This is a genomic window from Rhodoblastus acidophilus (genome assembly GCF_009720655.1).
Lineage (GTDB): Bacteria > Pseudomonadota > Alphaproteobacteria > Rhizobiales > Beijerinckiaceae > Rhodoblastus > Rhodoblastus acidophilus_A.
In genome coordinates this window covers 210,664-227,566 of sequence record NZ_WNKS01000001.1, presented here as the reverse complement: position 1 = coordinate 227,566, position 16,903 = coordinate 210,664, and the positions used below count along the sequence as shown (strand labels likewise).

The window sequence follows — 16,903 nt, the reverse complement described above, 5'->3', positions numbered from 1 at the left end:
AGCTAACTTCCATAGGGCTTTATGGTTTCCGTGGGCAGGCCGGCGTCGCGCCAGCCTTCGATGCCGTCGGAGAACCACAGGATGTTCCTGTAGCCGAAAACCTGCGCGCGGCGGGCGGCGTTCCACGACATCCAGCAGTCGCGCTTGCAGAACACGACGATTTTCCGGGAAAAATCGCCCGCCGTGAGCGCGGACAGGGATTGGCGGAAATAAGTGTCGGTATGCGCCGACAGTTCGCCGCGCCCGACCTCCGGCAGCCAGAACGCGCCCTTGATGCTGACATGCGGCTTGTCGATAAACACGGTGTCGGGCGCGAGCCCCTGCGGGCGCGGCGCATGGGGCAGGACATCGAGGAACAGCGCGCCGCTCTCCCACAGGGCTTTGGCCTGCGCGACGTCAAGCGCGGGCTGGCCTTTCAGCGTGGCGGGAACGGGCGCCAGATAATCGTCGAGCCGATAGGACGGCGGCTCGGCCGGCGCGGCGACCGCGCCCCACGCCATCGCCAGCAGCAGGAGCACACTCAGGCGCTTCGGCGCAGGCCTCGACCTGCTCCCTCGCCCCGCGTGCGGGGTGAGGGGCTGGGGCCTTGGCGTCAGCGTCGTCAGGAAAGCCCGAGCCAGCGGCGGAACCGTCATTCCCCCCCCTCCACATGGACGCTGGCCCCGATCGGCGCCGCCTCGATCGGCACGAGCGGGACGCCAAAGTCGCGCAGCACCGCCTCGAAATCCGCTTTTCGCGCGCGGATCACGTCGTTGAGACGATGCTTCCATTCGAGTTCGTTGCGGCGCAGGCCGAAGGCGATGCGATAGGCGAGCGGCGGCCGCTGCTCCGTGTGAAGCGGCGAGACGACCAGCGCGGGCTGCGCCTTTTTGGCGAAATAGCCGCCGATCGGCCCCCAGACCACCAGCGCGTCGATGGCGCCGGTTTCGACATCATGAACCGCCTCCTCGGCGGGCGAGGCGAAGCGGCGGTCCACCAGCAGGGTGTAGGAGCGCGCCGTCTCCAACAGGCCCTGGCGCAACAAATGGTCGGTGGGCGGCGTCGCCGCGATCACCCCGAGCTTGATGTTTTTCAGGCGTGGGTCCTCAAGCGTCCGCACATCCTCAAGCCCGGAGCCCGGCCGCGAGACCAGCACATAGGTCGAGGCGTAATAGGGGTTGGAATGATCGACGACGTCGGAATTCGCAGCATAGCCGACGATCAGGTCGCACATGCCCTCGCCGAGCGTGTTGCGCACGAAACCGGGACCTTGCGGCATCCAGAAATAGCGCAGCGGCAGTTTGAGTTCGTCGGCGACGATCTCGGCGATCTTGTTTTCAAACCCCTGTTTCGCCTTGTCGGCATAGGGCAGGTTCGCCGGGTCGGCGCAGACGCGCAGTTTTTCGCGCGAGACCAAGTCGGGCCGCGTCTGCGCCAGCGCGGCGGCGGAAAAAACCAGGGCGATCCCCAAGACACTGAGCGGCGCGCGCATAAAAAGGCGTCAGCTCGGCGGGCCCATGCAGGCGTTGACGCCTTCTTCCCAGGCCTTGGACTTCGGCTCTTTCCCCGGCGGCCGTCCGCGGCCCAGGGCGTCGTCGGAGCGCGCCTTGAGATAGATGTAGATGTCGTCGATGAAGCACATGACGTTTTTGTCGAGGCCGAGCGTCGGCATCACCTTCTCCTGCCCGCCTTCAAGATTCTTGCGACCGTTGGCGACGGTGGAGAGGAAATCGCCATAGGACAGGGTCTTGAGCGAATTCGCCAACGCCGGCGCGTAGGACGAGCCCATGCCGTCAGGACCGTGGCAGCGCAGACACTCCGCGCTGTAGCGCTGGAACCCGGAATAGGTGTACCAATCGACCTTGCCGTCGGGACCGATCTTGTAAGTGGGCTCGCCGTTGGCGTCGAAAAATTTGCCGTCCTGGCTGGACACCGCCTTGTCCGCGGCGACCTTGTCCGACTCGGCGCGAGCGGGCGCGGCCAGGGTGAGGGCCGCCAATACGGCGACGGCCAAACCGTGTCTCCCCGTGATTTTTTGGGCGAATTCAGTCACGACAACATTCCAATCATCTGGGCGCGCAAAAGACCTCCCGATAAAACCGGGGGCAGCAAGACGTTGCGCCATGTCGGAAACAAAATGCCGGGCGGGCTCGACGCTCGCCCGGCAGATGGGGGCTCTGACGATCAATCGGGGAGGGCGAAGACCGTCAGGACGCCGCCAAGCGAGGTGTAGTTGCTCAGCGCGGCATAGCCGCCGACCGCGCCAAGGCCCGCATTCGGATCGGTGAGACCCGCCGCGAGGCCGATGCCGGCCCAGCCGCCGACGCCCGAGAGCACGGCCACATATTGCTTGCCCTTGTGCTGGTAGGTCATCACGTTGCCGATGATGCCCGACGGGGTCTTGTACTTATAGAGCAGCTTGCCCGTCTTGGCGTCGACGGCCTTCAGATAGCCTTCGAGCGTGCCGTAGAACACGATGTCGCCGGCGGTGGCCAGCGCCCCGGACCAGACCGAGAACTGTTCCTGATCGGTCCAGACGATTTTGCCCTTGGTGGCGTCCCAGGCGATGAAATTGCCCATATGGGTGCCGCCGGGCGCCGGATACATGGCGAGCGTCGCGCCGACATAGGGCTGGCCGGGGGTGTAGCTCACGCGGAACGGCTCATAATCCATGCAGACGTGGTTGGTCGGCACGTAGAACAGGCCGGTCTTGGGCGAGAAGGCCGCGGGCTGCTGGTCCTTGGAGCCGAGCGCCGCCGGGCAGATGCCTTTCGAATTCACGTCCTCGCCATTCTGCTCGGTCGAAAACTTGGCGTTGACCATCGGACGGCCGAAGGTCGGGCTGTTCCTGTCCATATCGACCTTGGTGGCCCAGTTCACCGTCGGATCGTATTTTTCGGCGACCAGCAGCTCGCCGGAGACGCGATCGAGCGTGTAGCCGAAGCCGTTGCGGTCGAAATGCACGAGCAGCTTGCGATCCTTGCCGTCGATCTTCTGATTGACCAGCGGCACTTCGTTGACGCCGTCATAGTCCCACTCGTCATGCGGGGTCATTTGATAGGCCCACTTGGCCATGCCGGTGTCGGGGTCGCGGGCGAACAGGGTCATCGACCACTTGTTGTCGCCGGGACGCTGCTTCGGGTTCCAGGTGGAGGGGTTGCCCGAGCCGTAATAGACGAGGTTCAGGTCGGGATCGTAGGAGTACCAGCCCCAGGTGCAGCCGCCGCCGGTCTTCCACTGGTCGCCCTGCCAGGTTTTCAACGAGGAGTCCGCGCCGACCGGCTTGCCAAGCGCGGTCGTCTTCTCGGGATCGAACAGGATCTGGTCGTCCGGTCCCACCGAATAGGCGCGCCAGATTTTTTTGCCGGACTTGATGTCATAGGCGGTCACATGGCACTGCACGCCGAACTCGCCGCCGGAAATGCCGACGATCAGCTTGTCCTTCACCGGCAGCACGGTGGCGGTGTTGGTCTCGCCCTTCTTGGGATCGCCGTTGGCGACCGACCATTCGACCTTGCCGGTCTGCGCGTTCAAGGCGACGACGGTGGTGTCGGCCTGATGCAGAAAAATCTTGCCGTCGGCATAGGCGAGACCGCGGTTGACGGTGTCGCAGCACATCACCGGCACGACGTTCGGATCCTGCTTGGGCTCGTATTTCCACAGGATCTTGCCGTCGTTGTTGAGATCGAGGGCGTAAACGATGTTCGGGAACGGGGTGTGAACATACATCACGTCGCCGACGACGAGCGGCGAGCCTTCATGGCCGCGCAGCACGCCGGTGGAGAAGCTCCACGACGGGACCATCTTGGCCACATTGCCGCTGTTGATCTGGTCGAGCTTGGAATAGCGGTTGTTGTCGTAATTGCCTGCCTGGATGACCCATTGCTTGGGGTCGGCGGAGTTCTTCAACACGGATTCGTTGGCGAAAGCCGCGGTGTTGAGCGCAAGCGCGCTGACAGACAGGACGGTTGTGACGAGCCTATTCATGAGTTTTCCTCCAATGCGCCCCGGATCCGGACAGCGGCTCGCCGCCGGTCATGGCCGATTTTTCTGTTTGTTCTGCGCCGCCGCCAGCAGGCCTTGAACAAAGCCTAAGCTATGCTTGAGCGCGGTCATTTTTCACGACAGTAAAAAGCTAGTCGCTGTGCGGGGCGCCGGCAACACTGCTCGCGCGCGTTCCTCTTTAGATTTGACTTAGAACCGCTCCCTTCACGGTTCCGCCCGGCTATTCCCACTCCAGCTCATGGTAGGCGCTCGTGGCGTTGCGGGCGTTGAAATCGTCGAAAAGCCGCCATTTCGGCCGTTCCGACGCGGCGGCGGTCCCGGCGGCCTCGCGGAGGGTCCAGCCTTTGCGGATGGCCTCGCCGACGTCGTCGCGCAGGCGGCGCAAATAGGCTTCCTGCGCATCCGCCGCCTGAGGCCAGGCCATGGAGGCCGGACCATGGCCGGGAATCACCAGCCGCACCGGACGTTCGCGCAGCTTTTTCAAATTGTTGAGCCAGCCGCCCAACTTGCCGTCCAGGGCGGGGATGTGACCGGAAAAAAGCAGATCGCCCAAGAATAGGACGCCGCTTGCCTCGTCGCTGACCGTCAAGTCCGCGTTGGTGTGGCCGACGGGCCAGGTTTCCAGTTTCAGCTTGCGGCCGCCGAGGTCCAGCTCCTTCACGCCCTCGACCAGCAAGGTCGGCGCGACGATCCGCGTTCCCGCGAAATTGGCTTCGCCAATCAGCCGTTGCGTCGCGCGCAAATAATCGTCGCCGTGGCTGGCCAGAACGTCAGGCAGGGCGCTGTGGCCGACAAAGACCGGCTTGAGATCGACAAAGGCGGCGGCGCCCAGCGCATGATCGGGGTGCCCGTGCGTGAAAATGACATAAAGCACGGGCAAATCGGTTTTCGCGCGGACCGCCTCAAGCAGGCGTTTGCCCGCGATCATGCTTCCGCCTGTATCGATGACAGCGACGCCGTCGCGCCCGACGACAAAGCCGGAATTGCTGATCTGGCCCGCATTTTGCTGGTTTGACAATGCAATAACGCCGGGAAGGACAAAATCCCCCGGCGCGACTTCAACAGCAGCGGAGGGCGCCGCCTGCTCAGCCGCCAGGGTTTCGCGACTCCCGGCTGAAAGGGCGACAAGGCCCAGGACAAGAAGAACTGCAATCCTGCAAGGATCTTTCGGCCTCACCGCCGGAAGTCCTATTCCGTGTGTACGGAAATTATGTAATCTTTTCCGTGCGTTCACGTTTTCGTGCGTCGAGCCTCGGCGAAGCGGAAACCGCAGGAAGTGGAGGAATGCTCGTTTCACGACCCGCCCTTGAACAGGCGGGACGGCGAAACCGGAAGTGGCTTCGTTGCGCACCCCAGGAGCGCGCCGTTGCGCAACCCCAGGAGCGCGCCGTTGCGCAACCCCAGGAGCGCGCCGTTGCGCAACCCCAGGAGCGCGCCGTTGCGCAACCCAAAGAGCGCGCCCGCGTCTCGCCGAAAGGAAGAGAACATGTCCGCATTCACCGCTGTGATTCTTGTCTGCCAATTGTCCACGCCGCCGCAGGCCTGCGACGAGACCCGCGCCATCGACGTGATCTCCACACACGTCACCAGCCAGTTCGACTGCGTGCAGGGCTGGCAACAATCGGTGGCCCGCGGCGCCCTGCGCGAAGGCGTCGGCGAGACCCTTTATGTCAAGACGATCTGCCGCCGCAGCGAGCAGGCCGCCCTGACTGAAAAGTAAGCCTCGCCTCGCGCGCGCGCAAACGTTTCCGCGCGCCTGGGATCGCCGGCTTTCTGAAATTGCTCTTAGGGAGGCCGCGCAGCGTTGCGCGGCTCTGGGGCTGCCCCTTTAATGGAGACATTCATTTCTCCAGCAAGGGTCATTCCCATGAAAACGCGCGCGGCTGTCGCCTGGAAAGCCGAAGCCCCCCTGACGATCGAGACGATCGACCTCGAAGGCCCGAGGGCGGGCGAGGTGCTGGTCGAAATCATGGCGACCGGCGTCTGCCACACCGACGCCTACACCCTTTCGGGGCTCGATTCCGAAGGAAAATTCCCGGCCATTCTGGGCCATGAGGGCGCGGGAATCATTCGAGAAGTCGGCCCCGGCGTCACCTCGGTCAAGCCGGGCGACCACGTGATTCCCCTGTACACCCCGGAATGCCGCGCCTGCAAAAGCTGCCTGTCGCAGCGCACCAACCTGTGCACCGCGATCCGCTCCACCCAGGGCCAGGGCGTGATGCCGGACGGAACCAGCCGCTTCTCCTGCGACAGCGGCAACAAGCCGGTGTTCCACTACATGGGCTGCTCGACCTTTTCCAACTTCACGGTGCTCCCGGACATCGCGGTGGCGAAGGTCCGCGAGGACGCGCCGTTCGACAAGATTTGCTACATCGGCTGCGGCGTCACCACCGGCATCGGCGCGGTGGTTTACACGGGAAAAGTCTGGCCGGGCGCGAATGTGGTGGTGTTCGGGCTTGGCGGCATCGGCCTGAACGTCATCCAGGGCGCACGCATGGTCGGCGCCGACAAGATCGTCGGCGTCGATCTCAATCCGAACAAGGTCGCCATGGCGAAGAAATTCGGCATGACCCATTTCATCAACCCGGACGATGTCGGCCGCGACAAGGTGGTCGAGGCGATCGTCGACGTCACCGGCGGCGGCGCTGATTTTTCCTTCGAGTGCATCGGCAACGTCCACACCATGCGGCAATCGCTGGAATGCTGCCATCGCGGCTGGGGCACCTCGATTCTGATCGGCGTGGCGCCATCGGGCCAGGAAATCTCCACCCGCCCGTTCCAACTGGTGACGGGCCGCAACTGGCGCGGCTCGGCCTTCGGCGGCGCCAGGGGCCGCACCGACGTGCCGAAGATCGTGGACTGGTACATGGAGGGCAAGATCAACATCGACGATCTGATCACCCACACCATGCCGCTGGAAAAAATCAACGACGCCTTCGACCTGATGCACAAGGGCGAGTCGATCCGGTCGGTGGTGATTTACTGATACGATTTCCGAACGATCAGTTCGGAAATCGTATGACAGGCGCGGCCGCTCTGGCCGCGCCATTTCGCCCGTCAGGGCTGCGCCACATGCCATGCGCCATCGGCAAAACCGTCGCCGGTGATGTCGCCGGCGGCCTTGTCCTTGATGAAGGTATAGAGCGGCTTGCCCTTGTAGGCCCATTGCTTGCCGCCGTCGTCGCGGCTGACGACCGTATAGGAGCCCATAGGCTTAGCGTCTGCGGGCGCCGCAAGCGACGGCCAGTTCGCGGCACAGGGTCCCGTGCAGGCCGACTTGCCCTCGGAATCCTTGTCGAACGTGTAAAGCGTCATGCCCTTGGCATCGACGAGCGTATCGCCCTTGGCGGTCCTGGCCGTTTTGACGGGTTCGCCCATGGGCGAACAGGCGGCGAGCAGGCCGAGCACGGCCAGAGCGGCAAATGTCTTGTTCATAGGTGTTCTCCCGCGGTCAAAAGCGACCGCGAAAGAAAAACGATCAAAGCGCGACTTGATTCCAGGCCGGGAAAAAATATTTCTGGCGCTCTCAGGCGCCCAGCGGCTCGACAAAGAACGCCGGCAGGCTCTGTCCCTCGCGGATCGCCGCGATCATCCTGTCAGACGCGTCGAGCGCCTCGGCGATGGTCACGTCCATGTCGAGATAGCGGTAGGAGCCCAGCCGCCCGACAAAGCTCACGCCCGGCGTGGCCCGCGCGCGCTCGACATATTTGCGCAGCATGGCCTCCTCGTTGGTCTGACGGATCGGGTAATAAGGAATGTCGTCGGGACCGCACAGCCGGCTGAATTCGCGGTAAAGCACCGACCCCTCCAACCGGTCGCGCTCCCACGGCGCAAAATGCTTGTGCTCGGTGATTCGCGTGAACGGAACGTCCTCGTCGCAATAATTCAACACCGCCGTGCCCTGGAAATCGCCCGTGTGGGTGAAGCGCTCGAAGTCCAGCGTGCGGTAGCCCAGCCGGCCGAAAGCGTAATTGAAATAGCGGTCGATCGGCCCGCTGAAGATCACATGCGCAAAAGGCTCGTCCAGATCCTCGAATCTTGTGGAAAGCCGCACCTCGACGCCGTCCACAGCCAAGATCGCCTCGACCACCTGCGTAAAACCCTCGCGCGGCATGGCCTGGTGCGGATGGGCGAAATAGCTGTCCTCATAGGTGAAGCGCACCGGCAGGCGCTTTAAAATCGACGCCGGCAGCTCGGTCGGTTCGACGCCCCATTGTTTTCGCGTATAGCCGCGAAAAAAGGCCCGATAGAGGTCCGGGCCGATCATGCTCAGCGCCTGTTCCTCGAAATTCTTCGGCTCCGCGATGTTTTCCGCCTGCGCGGCGATAAAGGCGCGGGCCTCGTCCGGGCTCATCACCCGATTGAAAAACTGGTTGATGGTCAGCAGGTTGACCGGCAGCGAAAACACGCGCCCGCCCGCCACCGCCTGGACGCGATGGTTATAGGGAACCCAGTCGCCGAATTTTTGCACATAGGCCCAGACGCGTTCGTTGCCGGTGTGGAAAATATGGGGACCATAGACATGGACCATGACGCCGGTGTCGGCGTCGCGCTCGGAATGGCAATTGCCCCCGGCGGTCGCGCGTTCGTCGATCACCAAAACCTTGTGGCCGGCTTCAGCCAGCGCCCGCGCGATCACCGCGCCCGAAAAACCGGCGCCGACAATGCAATATCTCATGGGCCGAAGCTCCCTGACAGGACATGGTGCGCCTCTTTAAACATGTGCGCGGCCGGGAACAACGCCTCCGCAACGACACCCGCACGCATGGGCGCCACCAACAGAAGCACGCCGCGCCGCGCGCGAAACGCGTCAGCGAATGCCCGCCATGAGATCTTTGCGCTTCTTCCGGCGCCGCTTGCCGATCGGGAAGAGGATATAGCCGATCGCCTTGACGCTTTGCACAAAGGACCTCCACCCCGAGCGGCGCGCGGCGCGAGGCCGCCGCGCGGCGATGTCGTTTGACGGGGGGTGGGAACCGCCACCTCCCATGGCGCCCCGCAAGACCTCTTCATACCAGGGGGTGTTCCGGGCGAAGCGCCAGAAGGCGTGGCCGTATTTGATGCCGACGAAATTCCAGGGCTTGCGCTCGCCGGCGAAATGCAAAATGTAGGGAGCCTTGACCGCCTCGAAGAATTCGTCGCGCCGGGCCTTTGGCAGGTTCTCGAAGAACGTGTCCGTATCGCCGTTGCCGAAGAACGTGTTCCACTTCATGTCAAGGAAATGGACCCTGCCGGCGCAGACCTGGTTGAGGATGTCCTGGTCCAGGAACCAGAAGGGTTTGCTTTTGATCTTGTCGACGATCTGGTCGATGAAGTCGGTCTTGTTGATCGCCTCGTTGTTGAAGATCATCACGCCGGCCTGGAAATAGTCTTCCGGACGGGCCATCCCGAGATAGTCTTTCAGATATTTCGCCGCCGGCAACGAACCCGTCTGCTTCATCGAGGGAACAGCGAACTTGCACATGCCCTCCATCACGCAATCGCGAACCGCGGCGACAAGATTTTCGCCGATTTCAATGTCGATCAGCGGCGAAACATCCTTGAGCACGACCATGTCGCTGTCGAGATAGAGAACCTTTTGATAGGCGCCCATGATCCTTGGAATGAACAAGCGGAAGTAGGTCTCTACGGAGAAATGCGCATGTACGGGAAGATGGAGATTGCTGACATGCTGCCGCACGTCAAAAAAGCGGATTGAGATATTCGGAAACGGCTCGACCAGCGATACCGTCAGGTCCTTGTTGTGCTCGGAGACGCCGCTGTTGAACACGACGATGTCGTAAAATTTGTCCGCCGCTGCGTTTTCCTTGATCGACTCGATCAGAGCCCCCGCATATTTGGCGTATTTGTCATCAAACGACAGCACGATCGGGACGGCGTCACAAGAAAACGCCGGCGAGATCGTCTGAACCGCTTCGGCGTTGCGGACAAACGTGCGCTGCAATTCAAGAATTTTGCACCGCGGATTGTCGCGCGTGTATTTCGCCATGAAAATGTTGAACATCCACTCCGACAGGAAGCCGAACACCCGCCTCTGCTGCGTCGAATAGGACGAAATATCCAGCTCCCTCTCGAGTTCCCCCAAGATTCCGAACAGCCACTGGCAATATGCGTCAAAAATCTCCCATTTCATCACAAACATATTGGTGAAATAGCCGCGTTTGGCGGAACCGACCTCTCGGAAAAACGGCTTGTATTCCGGATACACCCTCCCGATCACGCCCAACATCTTGTCGTAATCGCCGGCGACATGAGCGGGGCCGCGCAGGTAGTGATCTTCGAGATGTTTGGAGCCTTCGTTGGTAACGTCCCATTTGCGCGGGAGAAGGATGTCGTATGTCTCGATTAAGCGGTTGACGCGGCCGGCATTCAAACCGTTCAGCGCCTCATAGGCCTCGTCGATGCAGTCATATTCGACCAGGCCGTGCTTGGTTTCGTTGGGTTGGTCGACACCGGAGAAGTTCAGGTGCCGCCGGTAATGCATGAAGCCGATGTATTTGCTCCTGGGCGCATTCTTCCACGCCCAATAAAACGCGGTCAGTTCGCAATAGGAGTCGTTCTTGGCCGAGATGTTTTCGCCCGTGGCGTCAGAACAAATCCCCTCGCTCGGGACCGCGCTGTGATCGAGCGCCCATTCCTTGCTGCGGGGGCCGACGTAAATCTGAACGAAGTTGGGGTCCGAGAGCGGCTGCGACGGCTTGTGCTGCACGACATAAATGGTGAAAGGAGCCACCTGTCCCGGAGCAGCGACATCAGATGCGCCTTTATCGCCAGACATCTCCGAGCCGCTAAGTTCAATGGTCACAGCTTCAATCTCCCAAGCTTCAATGCGGGCCCGCATGTATGATAATTGAACGATTGATCTTATTGGATTGAGGCGGCGCGCTCGCCAAAGGGTTTCATGAACTTCATCGACCAACCGAACAGTTCATCCTGCAATCAGCTCGGGAATTACACGAAATCCGCCGGCGCCTCAATATGAAAACGGCTAAGCCGTCGCGCGGTATTGATTGCGCGGAGACGACGCGCCGGGATCGAGCGCCAAATAGGCGCGCAATTCCGACCTGAGTTCTGTAAAGGATTGGTGAGCACAAGTTGCGAGTCGCGGAGCGGAATCCGTCGTCCCCCCGAGGGATCCGCTCCAAGAGGAAAATCTGGAACGGAAAGACCATGCGCATTCTCTTCGTCAACTGGGCGACGGTTCCGGTTTTCGCCTATGGCGGCACCGAACGCGTCATCTGGGACCTGGCGCTGGAACTGAAAAAACGCGGCCACGAGATCGCCTTTTTGACGCCGCCCGGCTCGACCTGCGATTTCGGCGAGGTTTTGGCGTTCGACACGGAGCAGGATTTGCTGCCGCAGATTCCCTCCGGCTATGACATCACCCATTTCCAGTTCCAACCAAAATTCGACCTCGACCGCGCGTTCGGCCGTCCCTACCTGATGACCGAGCACGGCAATTACAACAAGAACCCGACGCGGCCGCTCAACTGCAATTTTGTTTCCGCCGACCATGCGCAGCGCCACCGCTCGGAGGTCTATGTCCCCAACGGGCTGAACTGGGACGCTTACGGCCCCGTAAATCTTTCAGCGCCCCGCGAAAACTTCCATTTCTTGGGCAAGGCGGAATGGCGGGCGAAAAACGTGAAGGGCGCGATCCAGGTCGCCAAAAAAGCCGGCGTCGACATCGACATTTTGGGCGGCGACCGCTTCAATTTTCGCCGCGGTTTTCGAATCACGCTCACCCGCCGCGCGCATTTCTTCGGCATGGTCGGCGGCGCGCAAAAGCTGTCCGCCCTCAACGCCTCGCGCGGGCTGATTTTTCCGATGCGCTGGCACGAGCCGTTCGGTCTGGCGGTGATCGAGAGCCTGTATTTCGGCTGCCCCGTGTTTTCCACCCCCTATGGCGCGCTGCCGGAGCTGGTGGGGCGAGAATTCGGGTTTTTGAGCGACTCCTGCGGCGAACTCGCCCGCGCCGTGCGGGATTTGCGCTTCGACCGCAAAAAACTTCACGATTATGCGCGCGAGACCTACAGTTCGCAAAAAATGGCGCAGGGCTATCTGCGGCTCTACGAGAAAATTCTCTCCGGACGGACGCTGCACGAAAAACCGCCGATCTGGCCGAAGCTGTCGAAGAAATTGTTGCCTTGGAAAGCTTGAACAGAATGATTCCTGCCGTCATTGCGAGAATGGGGTCCTACGCGGCTCATTTGCAAAAGTAATGTGCTAGAGAGTCAAATGACCGAGAACCAGATCACACTCGTTGAGGCCCAACCCGGCGACTTTCCCGCATTCAAGAGAGAGTTGCAGGATGCTTTTGCTGTAGCCGTCGTTGACGAATTTGGAGAGCTGCCAGACGGCCCGATCCCGTCCGATGCCGATCTCGACGGCGCCATGAGCGCGCCGGATGCCGTGGTGCTCCGCATCCTTTCCGCTGGCCGCCCCGTAGGCGGGGCCGTCCTATCCATTGATCGGGAGACACATCAAAATGCGCTTGGCCTGTTCTTCCTCTCTCCCGCAGAGCACGGGCGTGGACTCGGGTATAAGGCTTGGCAGGCGATTGAACGCCGTTACCCCGAGACGCTGGTTTGGATCACGCACACCCCGTATTTCGAGAAGCGGAACATCCACTTCTACGTGAACAAGTGTGGTTTCAAGATTGTGAAGTTTTACAACGCCCACCATCCGGACCCGCACGGGCCTGGCCCGAACGACTTTCCAGGCAGCGATGAGGGCTTTGGTTTCGAGAAGGTCATGAAGGTCGGAAGGGATTGTCGCCGGTAACTGCGGTCGGCTTTCCACCCCGTCTCGGTCACCTGCAAAAATCATCAAGCGCGTTGCGCAATGCGCTGCATAAAAAAGCCCCGGAAACTTTCGCTCCCGGGGCCCGAAAAACTCAACCCTTGTTCAGCACCTTCGCCACGGCGTTCGGCCGCAGCCTGAAGGCGTCGGGCATGCCCGAGCCGAGCAACGGGCGCAGGTAGAGCCGGAACGCGTCGGTCACGTCATTGCCGGCGTCGTTCAGGAACGCGTCTTCCATCACGCGGGTTTTGCCGGCCACGGCCTCCAGCGGCGCCAGTTCGTAGTCCACCGAATAGAAGCCGGTGCGCTTGATCGTGACCGAGCCGTTCCTGTCGCCCCAGAACGCGTATTGCACCGCCTTTTCGCCGACTTCACGCGCCTCGCGCTGGTCGACGTCGGAGACGCAGCCGATGAACGAGCGTTGCAGGTAGCCAAAGGTGTCGCCGCGCACGCGCTTGATGCCGAGCTTGTTCTTCACTTCCTCGCACAAAAGGTCGGCGAGGGCGCCGGTGCCGGAGAGCTGGACGTTGCCATGGGCGTCATGCTCGACCTGCGCCGCCAGTTTGGTGATGATCGGCGCGCCGGAGGCGTCGTGGATGCCTTCGGACACCGCGACCACGCAGCGGCCGAGCCGGTCGTAGGTGGCCTTCACGTCCCTCAGGAACTGGTCGACGTCAAACGTGCGCTCCGGCACGTAGATCAGGTGCGGGCCATCGTCAGGGAATTTTTTGCCCAGCGCCGAAGCGGCGGTGAGAAAACCGGCGTGGCGGCCCATGACCACCGCGACATAGACGCCCGGCAAGGACGCATTGTCGAGGTTCGCGCCCGCAAAGGCCTGGGCGACGAAGCGGGCGGCGGAGGGAAAGCCCGGGGTATGGTCGTTGATGACGAGATCGTTGTCGATGGTCTTGGGAATGTGAATGCAGCGCAGCGGATAATCGGCCTTGATCGCCTCTTCCGCGACAATGCGCACCGTGTCGGAGGAATCGTTGCCGCCGATGTAGAAGAACGCGCCGATTTCGTGCGCCCGCAAAACCTCGAAAATCTCGTGGCAATATTTGGCGTCAGGCTTGTCGCGGGTCGAGCCGAGCGCGGAGGACGGGGTATGGGCGACCTCTTCCAGATTGTGGCTGGTCTCCTGGGTGAGGTCCAAAAGGTCCTCGTTGACGATGCCGCGCACGCCGTGATGGGCGCCATAGACGCGCGCCACCTGGAAGAACTTTCGCGCTTCGAGCACGACGCCCGCCAGAGACTGGTTGATGACCGCGGTCGGTCCGCCGCCCTGGGCGACCAAAATTTTTGTCGGCGTCGTCATGAATTTTCTCCGCGCAAATGGGATGAGCCGTTCTAGAGCGTTCCCCGCTTTGTTTGAAGCGGGGAACGCCCTGAAACCTTCTTTTTTGCCCATATCCTTTTGGCAAAACCGGACTCCACTCTTGCGGAATATGCGCGGAATATGCGTTCGCCCAAGTTTTTCCAGAAAACAGCGGCCCCAGCGGCAATTTCGCATTTCAGTTGGCGCCCGCGCCGGGTAACCTGGACCATGACCGACACGCCCATCTTCCAGCCCGGCGACGTTCTCGACGGTTTTCACTTCGTCGAGCGATTGCACGACGGCGGCATGTCGGAAATCTGGAAGGTGACGCGGGAGGACATGTCGCCGCCGGCGGTGCTCAAGGCCCCAAAAATCCCCGGCGACGAGGCCAGCGCCATCGTCAGTCTCGAAATGGAGCAGATGATCCTGCCGCTGCTCCACGGCCCGCATGCGCCACGATTCATTTCCTCGGGCGATTTCAGCCGACAGCCCTATATCGCCATGGAGTTGATCGAGGGCGAGAGCCTGTTGCGAAAAGTCGACGACCTGCCCCTGCCGATCGAAGAGGTCGCGGCGATAGGGCGCGGCGTCGCCCAGGCGCTCGCCGGCCTGCATGCGCAAAACGTGCTGCATCTCGACGTCAAGCCGTCGAACATCATCCGCCGCCCCAACGGCGTTTACGCCCTGATCGATTTCGGCCTGTCGCGACACGAGCATCTGCCGGACCTCTTGGCCGAGGAATTTTGCGTGCCGTTCGGCACGGCGCCCTATCTGGCGCCCGAGCAGGTGTTGCGCGACCGCAGCGATCCGCGCAGCGACATATTTGCCCTGGGCGTCACCCTCTACTACCTGCTGACCGGCGAGCGCCCCTTCGGTTTTCCCCATGGCAAGACCGAACTGGCGCGCCGTCTCTGGCGCGATCCCGAACCGCCCCGGCGCTTGCGGCCGGACTGCCCGCCCTGGCTGCAGGAGGCGATTCTACATTGTCTGGAGCCGGACGCCCAAAACCGATACGCCTCAGCGGCGCAACTGGCGCTCAACCTCGCCGCGCCCGAGCAGATCGCGCTGACCGGCCGCTCGGAAAAGCTGAAGGCGGATTCCTGGCTGACCGCGCGAAAACGCTGGTGGGCGCTCAAACTCGCGCCGACGCGCTACCCGCAAAACCTCGCGACCCGGCGCGCCAACACCCCCATTGTCATGGCGGCGGTGGATTTTTCCGGCGGCGTCGCCGCGACCGATGTTTTGCGCACGCATGCGAGAAAATTGATGACGGCGACGCCGGATGCGCGGCTCGCCTGCGTCACCGTGATCCCCAGGCAAAGAACTGGCGAATCGGGCGGCCATGTGCGCCGCCTGATCGAGTTGCGCCGCTGGGCCGAGAGCCTGAACCTGGGAGGGCGAACCACCGCGCATGTGCTGGAAGCCGACGACCCCGCGAAAAGCCTGCTCGACTTCGCCCGCGAAACCCACGTCGACCACATCCTGCTGTTCGCCAGCGCGCCCGCCTTCGAGGACTCCGCCCTTGGCCCCGTGGCCCATCGCGTGGTCACGCAGGCGACCTGCGCGGTCACCCTGTTGCGCCGGCCGCGACGAACCGCCGAGGCCGAAGCGACCGAGCCGCGCGAGGGGCTAGGAATTTAAGGACTTTGGAATTTGATTGAAGCGCGGCCGCCGCGGCATTACATCGTTTCTTAACCCGCGCCCTGAAGGAGTTTTTCGATGAACCGGCTCGATCGCCGTCCGCCGCCGCCAGGCGCCGCCGAAGTGGAATATCTCGACGGCGAATTTCGCGTGAAGAAGCCGGGCGCCTTCGTCGTTTGCGCCGCGACCGGCGCGCAGATCGCGCTGGACCGGCTCACCTACTGGAACGTGGATCGTCAGGAAGCCTACGCCAGCCCGGAAGCGAAAATGCTGCGGCTGAAGCAGCTCGGCGAGGTCAACTGATACGGTTTCCGCAAGATCGCTTCGCGATCCAGGAAAACGAAATCGCCGCTTACGCGCCGACTCGGCCAGCCCCCTGCTTGGCGATGGGCTGCTCGGGGTTGATCGACAGCGCGCGGCGGTAGTTTTCCGCGGCCAGCTTGCGATCGCCCTTCTTCTCGTAGGCGTAGCCGAGCATGGCCCAGGCCTCCGCGTTGCGGTTGTCGACATTGAGCGCGGCGTTGAAATCCTCGATGGCCTTGTCCGGCTTGCCCAGGGAGAGAAAACTCTGGCCGCGCGCCTGATAGGGCGCGGCGGCGAAGGGATCGCGGTCGATGGCGTTGTCGAAATCTTTTACGGCGCGGTCGTTGTCGCCGTTCTTCTGGTGGATCAGCCCGCGCGCGTGAAACGACTGGGCGTTTTCCGGATTGAGGCGAATCGCCTGGTCGAGGTCGCTCATCGCCTCGGGCAGCCTGTTCTGGGCGCGCAGCAGGTTGGCGCGGCCGAGATAGGCGGGGCCGTGGTTCGGATTGGAGTCGATGGCGTGGGTGAAGTCGGTGAGCGCCGCGTCATTCGCGCCGATCTGCCGCTCGGCCAGCGCGCGATTGGTATAGGCGGAGGCGTTGCGCGGATCGAGTTTGATGGCCTGGCTGAAATCGGCGATGGCGCGGTCGTACTTGCCGATCTTCGCCTGGGCGACGCCGCGCGTGTTATAGGCTTCGGGATCGTTGGGATGCGCCACCACCACGGCGTCGAGCGAATCGATATTGGCCGCGACCGCCTTGGGGTCGGCGACGGAAACTTCCGCATAGCCGGGCCCGCGCGTCGAGATTCCGCTCATCGAATCGCATCCGGCGAGCGGAGCCGCCAAGGCCGCGAGCG

At 62.3% G+C, this 16,903-nt stretch carries 16 protein-coding genes; 6 read left to right on the top strand and 10 right to left on the bottom strand.

The genetic code is table 11. The annotated features are described in order from the left end of the window. Positions 1 to 2: 2 nt before the first annotated feature. From GJ654_RS01035 to GJ654_RS01015, 5 genes are all read right to left on the bottom strand, one after another. Complete coding sequence (locus GJ654_RS01035; RefSeq protein WP_210350792.1) at positions 3 to 635, bottom strand: PQQ-dependent catabolism-associated CXXCW motif protein; 633 nt, start codon at positions 633 to 635, stop codon at positions 3 to 5. After that, entirely contained in the window at positions 632 to 1,471 is an 840-nt protein-coding gene (locus GJ654_RS01030; RefSeq protein ID WP_155444231.1) for a quinoprotein dehydrogenase-associated putative ABC transporter substrate-binding protein, read from the bottom strand. Before GJ654_RS01030 ends, GJ654_RS01035 begins: the two co-directional genes overlap by 4 nt. A gap of 9 nt (positions 1,472 to 1,480) precedes the next feature. Continuing rightward, the gene (locus tag GJ654_RS01025) at positions 1,481 to 1,963 is read right to left on the bottom strand and encodes a c-type cytochrome, methanol metabolism-related (protein WP_246664540.1); all 483 of its coding nucleotides are present in this window, start codon (positions 1,961 to 1,963) and stop codon (positions 1,481 to 1,483) included. A gap of 200 nt (positions 1,964 to 2,163) precedes the next feature. After that, on the bottom strand, positions 2,164 to 3,966 hold the full coding sequence (gene xoxF5 / locus GJ654_RS01020; protein WP_155444230.1) for a lanthanide-dependent methanol dehydrogenase XoxF5: 1,803 nt from the start codon (positions 3,964 to 3,966) through the stop codon (positions 2,164 to 2,166). 238 nt (positions 3,967 to 4,204) lie between these two features. Continuing rightward, the gene (locus GJ654_RS01015; RefSeq protein WP_264586079.1) at positions 4,205 to 5,161 is read right to left on the bottom strand and encodes a quinoprotein relay system zinc metallohydrolase 2; all 957 of its coding nucleotides are present in this window, start codon (positions 5,159 to 5,161) and stop codon (positions 4,205 to 4,207) included. Positions 5,162 to 5,470: 309 nt separating this feature from the next. Here GJ654_RS01015 and GJ654_RS01010 point away from each other — a divergent pair, with 309 nt between their 5' ends. Continuing rightward, on the top strand, positions 5,471 to 5,704 hold the full coding sequence (locus tag GJ654_RS01010) for a hypothetical protein (protein ID WP_155444229.1): 234 nt from the start codon (positions 5,471 to 5,473) through the stop codon (positions 5,702 to 5,704). Between the two features lie 147 nt (positions 5,705 to 5,851). After that, positions 5,852 to 6,970, top strand: a complete 1,119-nt coding sequence (locus GJ654_RS01005) for an S-(hydroxymethyl)glutathione dehydrogenase/class III alcohol dehydrogenase (RefSeq protein WP_155444228.1) — start codon at positions 5,852 to 5,854, stop codon at positions 6,968 to 6,970. A gap of 71 nt (positions 6,971 to 7,041) precedes the next feature. Here the strand turns inward: GJ654_RS01005 and GJ654_RS01000 are convergent, their stop codons facing one another. From GJ654_RS01000 to GJ654_RS00990, 3 genes are all read right to left on the bottom strand, one after another. Beyond that, positions 7,042 to 7,419 carry a COG4315 family predicted lipoprotein gene (locus GJ654_RS01000; RefSeq protein ID WP_155444227.1) on the bottom strand — a complete coding sequence of 126 codons (378 nt, stop codon included), beginning with the start codon at positions 7,417 to 7,419 and terminating at the stop codon, positions 7,042 to 7,044. Positions 7,420 to 7,510: 91 nt separating this feature from the next. After that, on the bottom strand, positions 7,511 to 8,662 hold the full coding sequence (gene glf / locus GJ654_RS00995; RefSeq protein ID WP_155444226.1) for a UDP-galactopyranose mutase: 1,152 nt from the start codon (positions 8,660 to 8,662) through the stop codon (positions 7,511 to 7,513). Positions 8,663 to 8,794: 132 nt separating this feature from the next. Beyond that, positions 8,795 to 10,717 carry a DUF4422 domain-containing protein gene (locus GJ654_RS00990; protein ID WP_196305389.1) on the bottom strand — a complete coding sequence of 641 codons (1,923 nt, stop codon included), beginning with the start codon at positions 10,715 to 10,717 and terminating at the stop codon, positions 8,795 to 8,797. Positions 10,718 to 11,154: 437 nt separating this feature from the next. Between GJ654_RS00990 and GJ654_RS00985 the strand changes: the two genes are divergently transcribed. Both GJ654_RS00985 and GJ654_RS00980 read left to right on the top strand, forming a co-directional pair. Beyond that, a complete protein-coding gene (locus tag GJ654_RS00985; RefSeq protein ID WP_155444224.1) occupies positions 11,155 to 12,144 on the top strand; it encodes a glycosyltransferase in 990 nt (329 codons plus the stop codon). Positions 12,145 to 12,222: 78 nt separating this feature from the next. Continuing rightward, positions 12,223 to 12,768, top strand: coding sequence for a GNAT family N-acetyltransferase (locus tag GJ654_RS00980; RefSeq protein WP_155444223.1), 546 nt, complete (start codon positions 12,223 to 12,225; stop codon positions 12,766 to 12,768). 112 nt (positions 12,769 to 12,880) lie between these two features. On the opposite strand, the gene GJ654_RS00975 is transcribed toward GJ654_RS00980, so the two are convergent. Beyond that, positions 12,881 to 14,101 (bottom strand): 6-phosphofructokinase, encoded by a 1,221-nt coding sequence (locus GJ654_RS00975; protein ID WP_155444222.1) that lies wholly within the window; start codon positions 14,099 to 14,101, stop codon positions 12,881 to 12,883. 228 nt (positions 14,102 to 14,329) lie between these two features. Between GJ654_RS00975 and GJ654_RS00970 the strand changes: the two genes are divergently transcribed. Together GJ654_RS00970 and GJ654_RS00965 are read left to right on the top strand one after the other, a co-directional pair. Continuing rightward, positions 14,330 to 15,742 (top strand): serine/threonine protein kinase, encoded by a 1,413-nt coding sequence (locus tag GJ654_RS00970; protein WP_155444221.1) that lies wholly within the window; start codon positions 14,330 to 14,332, stop codon positions 15,740 to 15,742. A gap of 78 nt (positions 15,743 to 15,820) precedes the next feature. After that, entirely contained in the window at positions 15,821 to 16,045 is a 225-nt protein-coding gene (locus GJ654_RS00965; RefSeq protein ID WP_155444220.1) for a DUF2093 domain-containing protein, read from the top strand. 49 nt (positions 16,046 to 16,094) lie between these two features. Here GJ654_RS00965 and GJ654_RS00960 read toward each other — a convergent pair whose 3' ends face one another. Continuing rightward, positions 16,095 to 16,862, bottom strand: a complete 768-nt coding sequence (locus GJ654_RS00960; protein ID WP_319802117.1) for a tetratricopeptide repeat protein — start codon at positions 16,860 to 16,862, stop codon at positions 16,095 to 16,097. Positions 16,863 to 16,903: the final 41 nt, after the last annotated feature.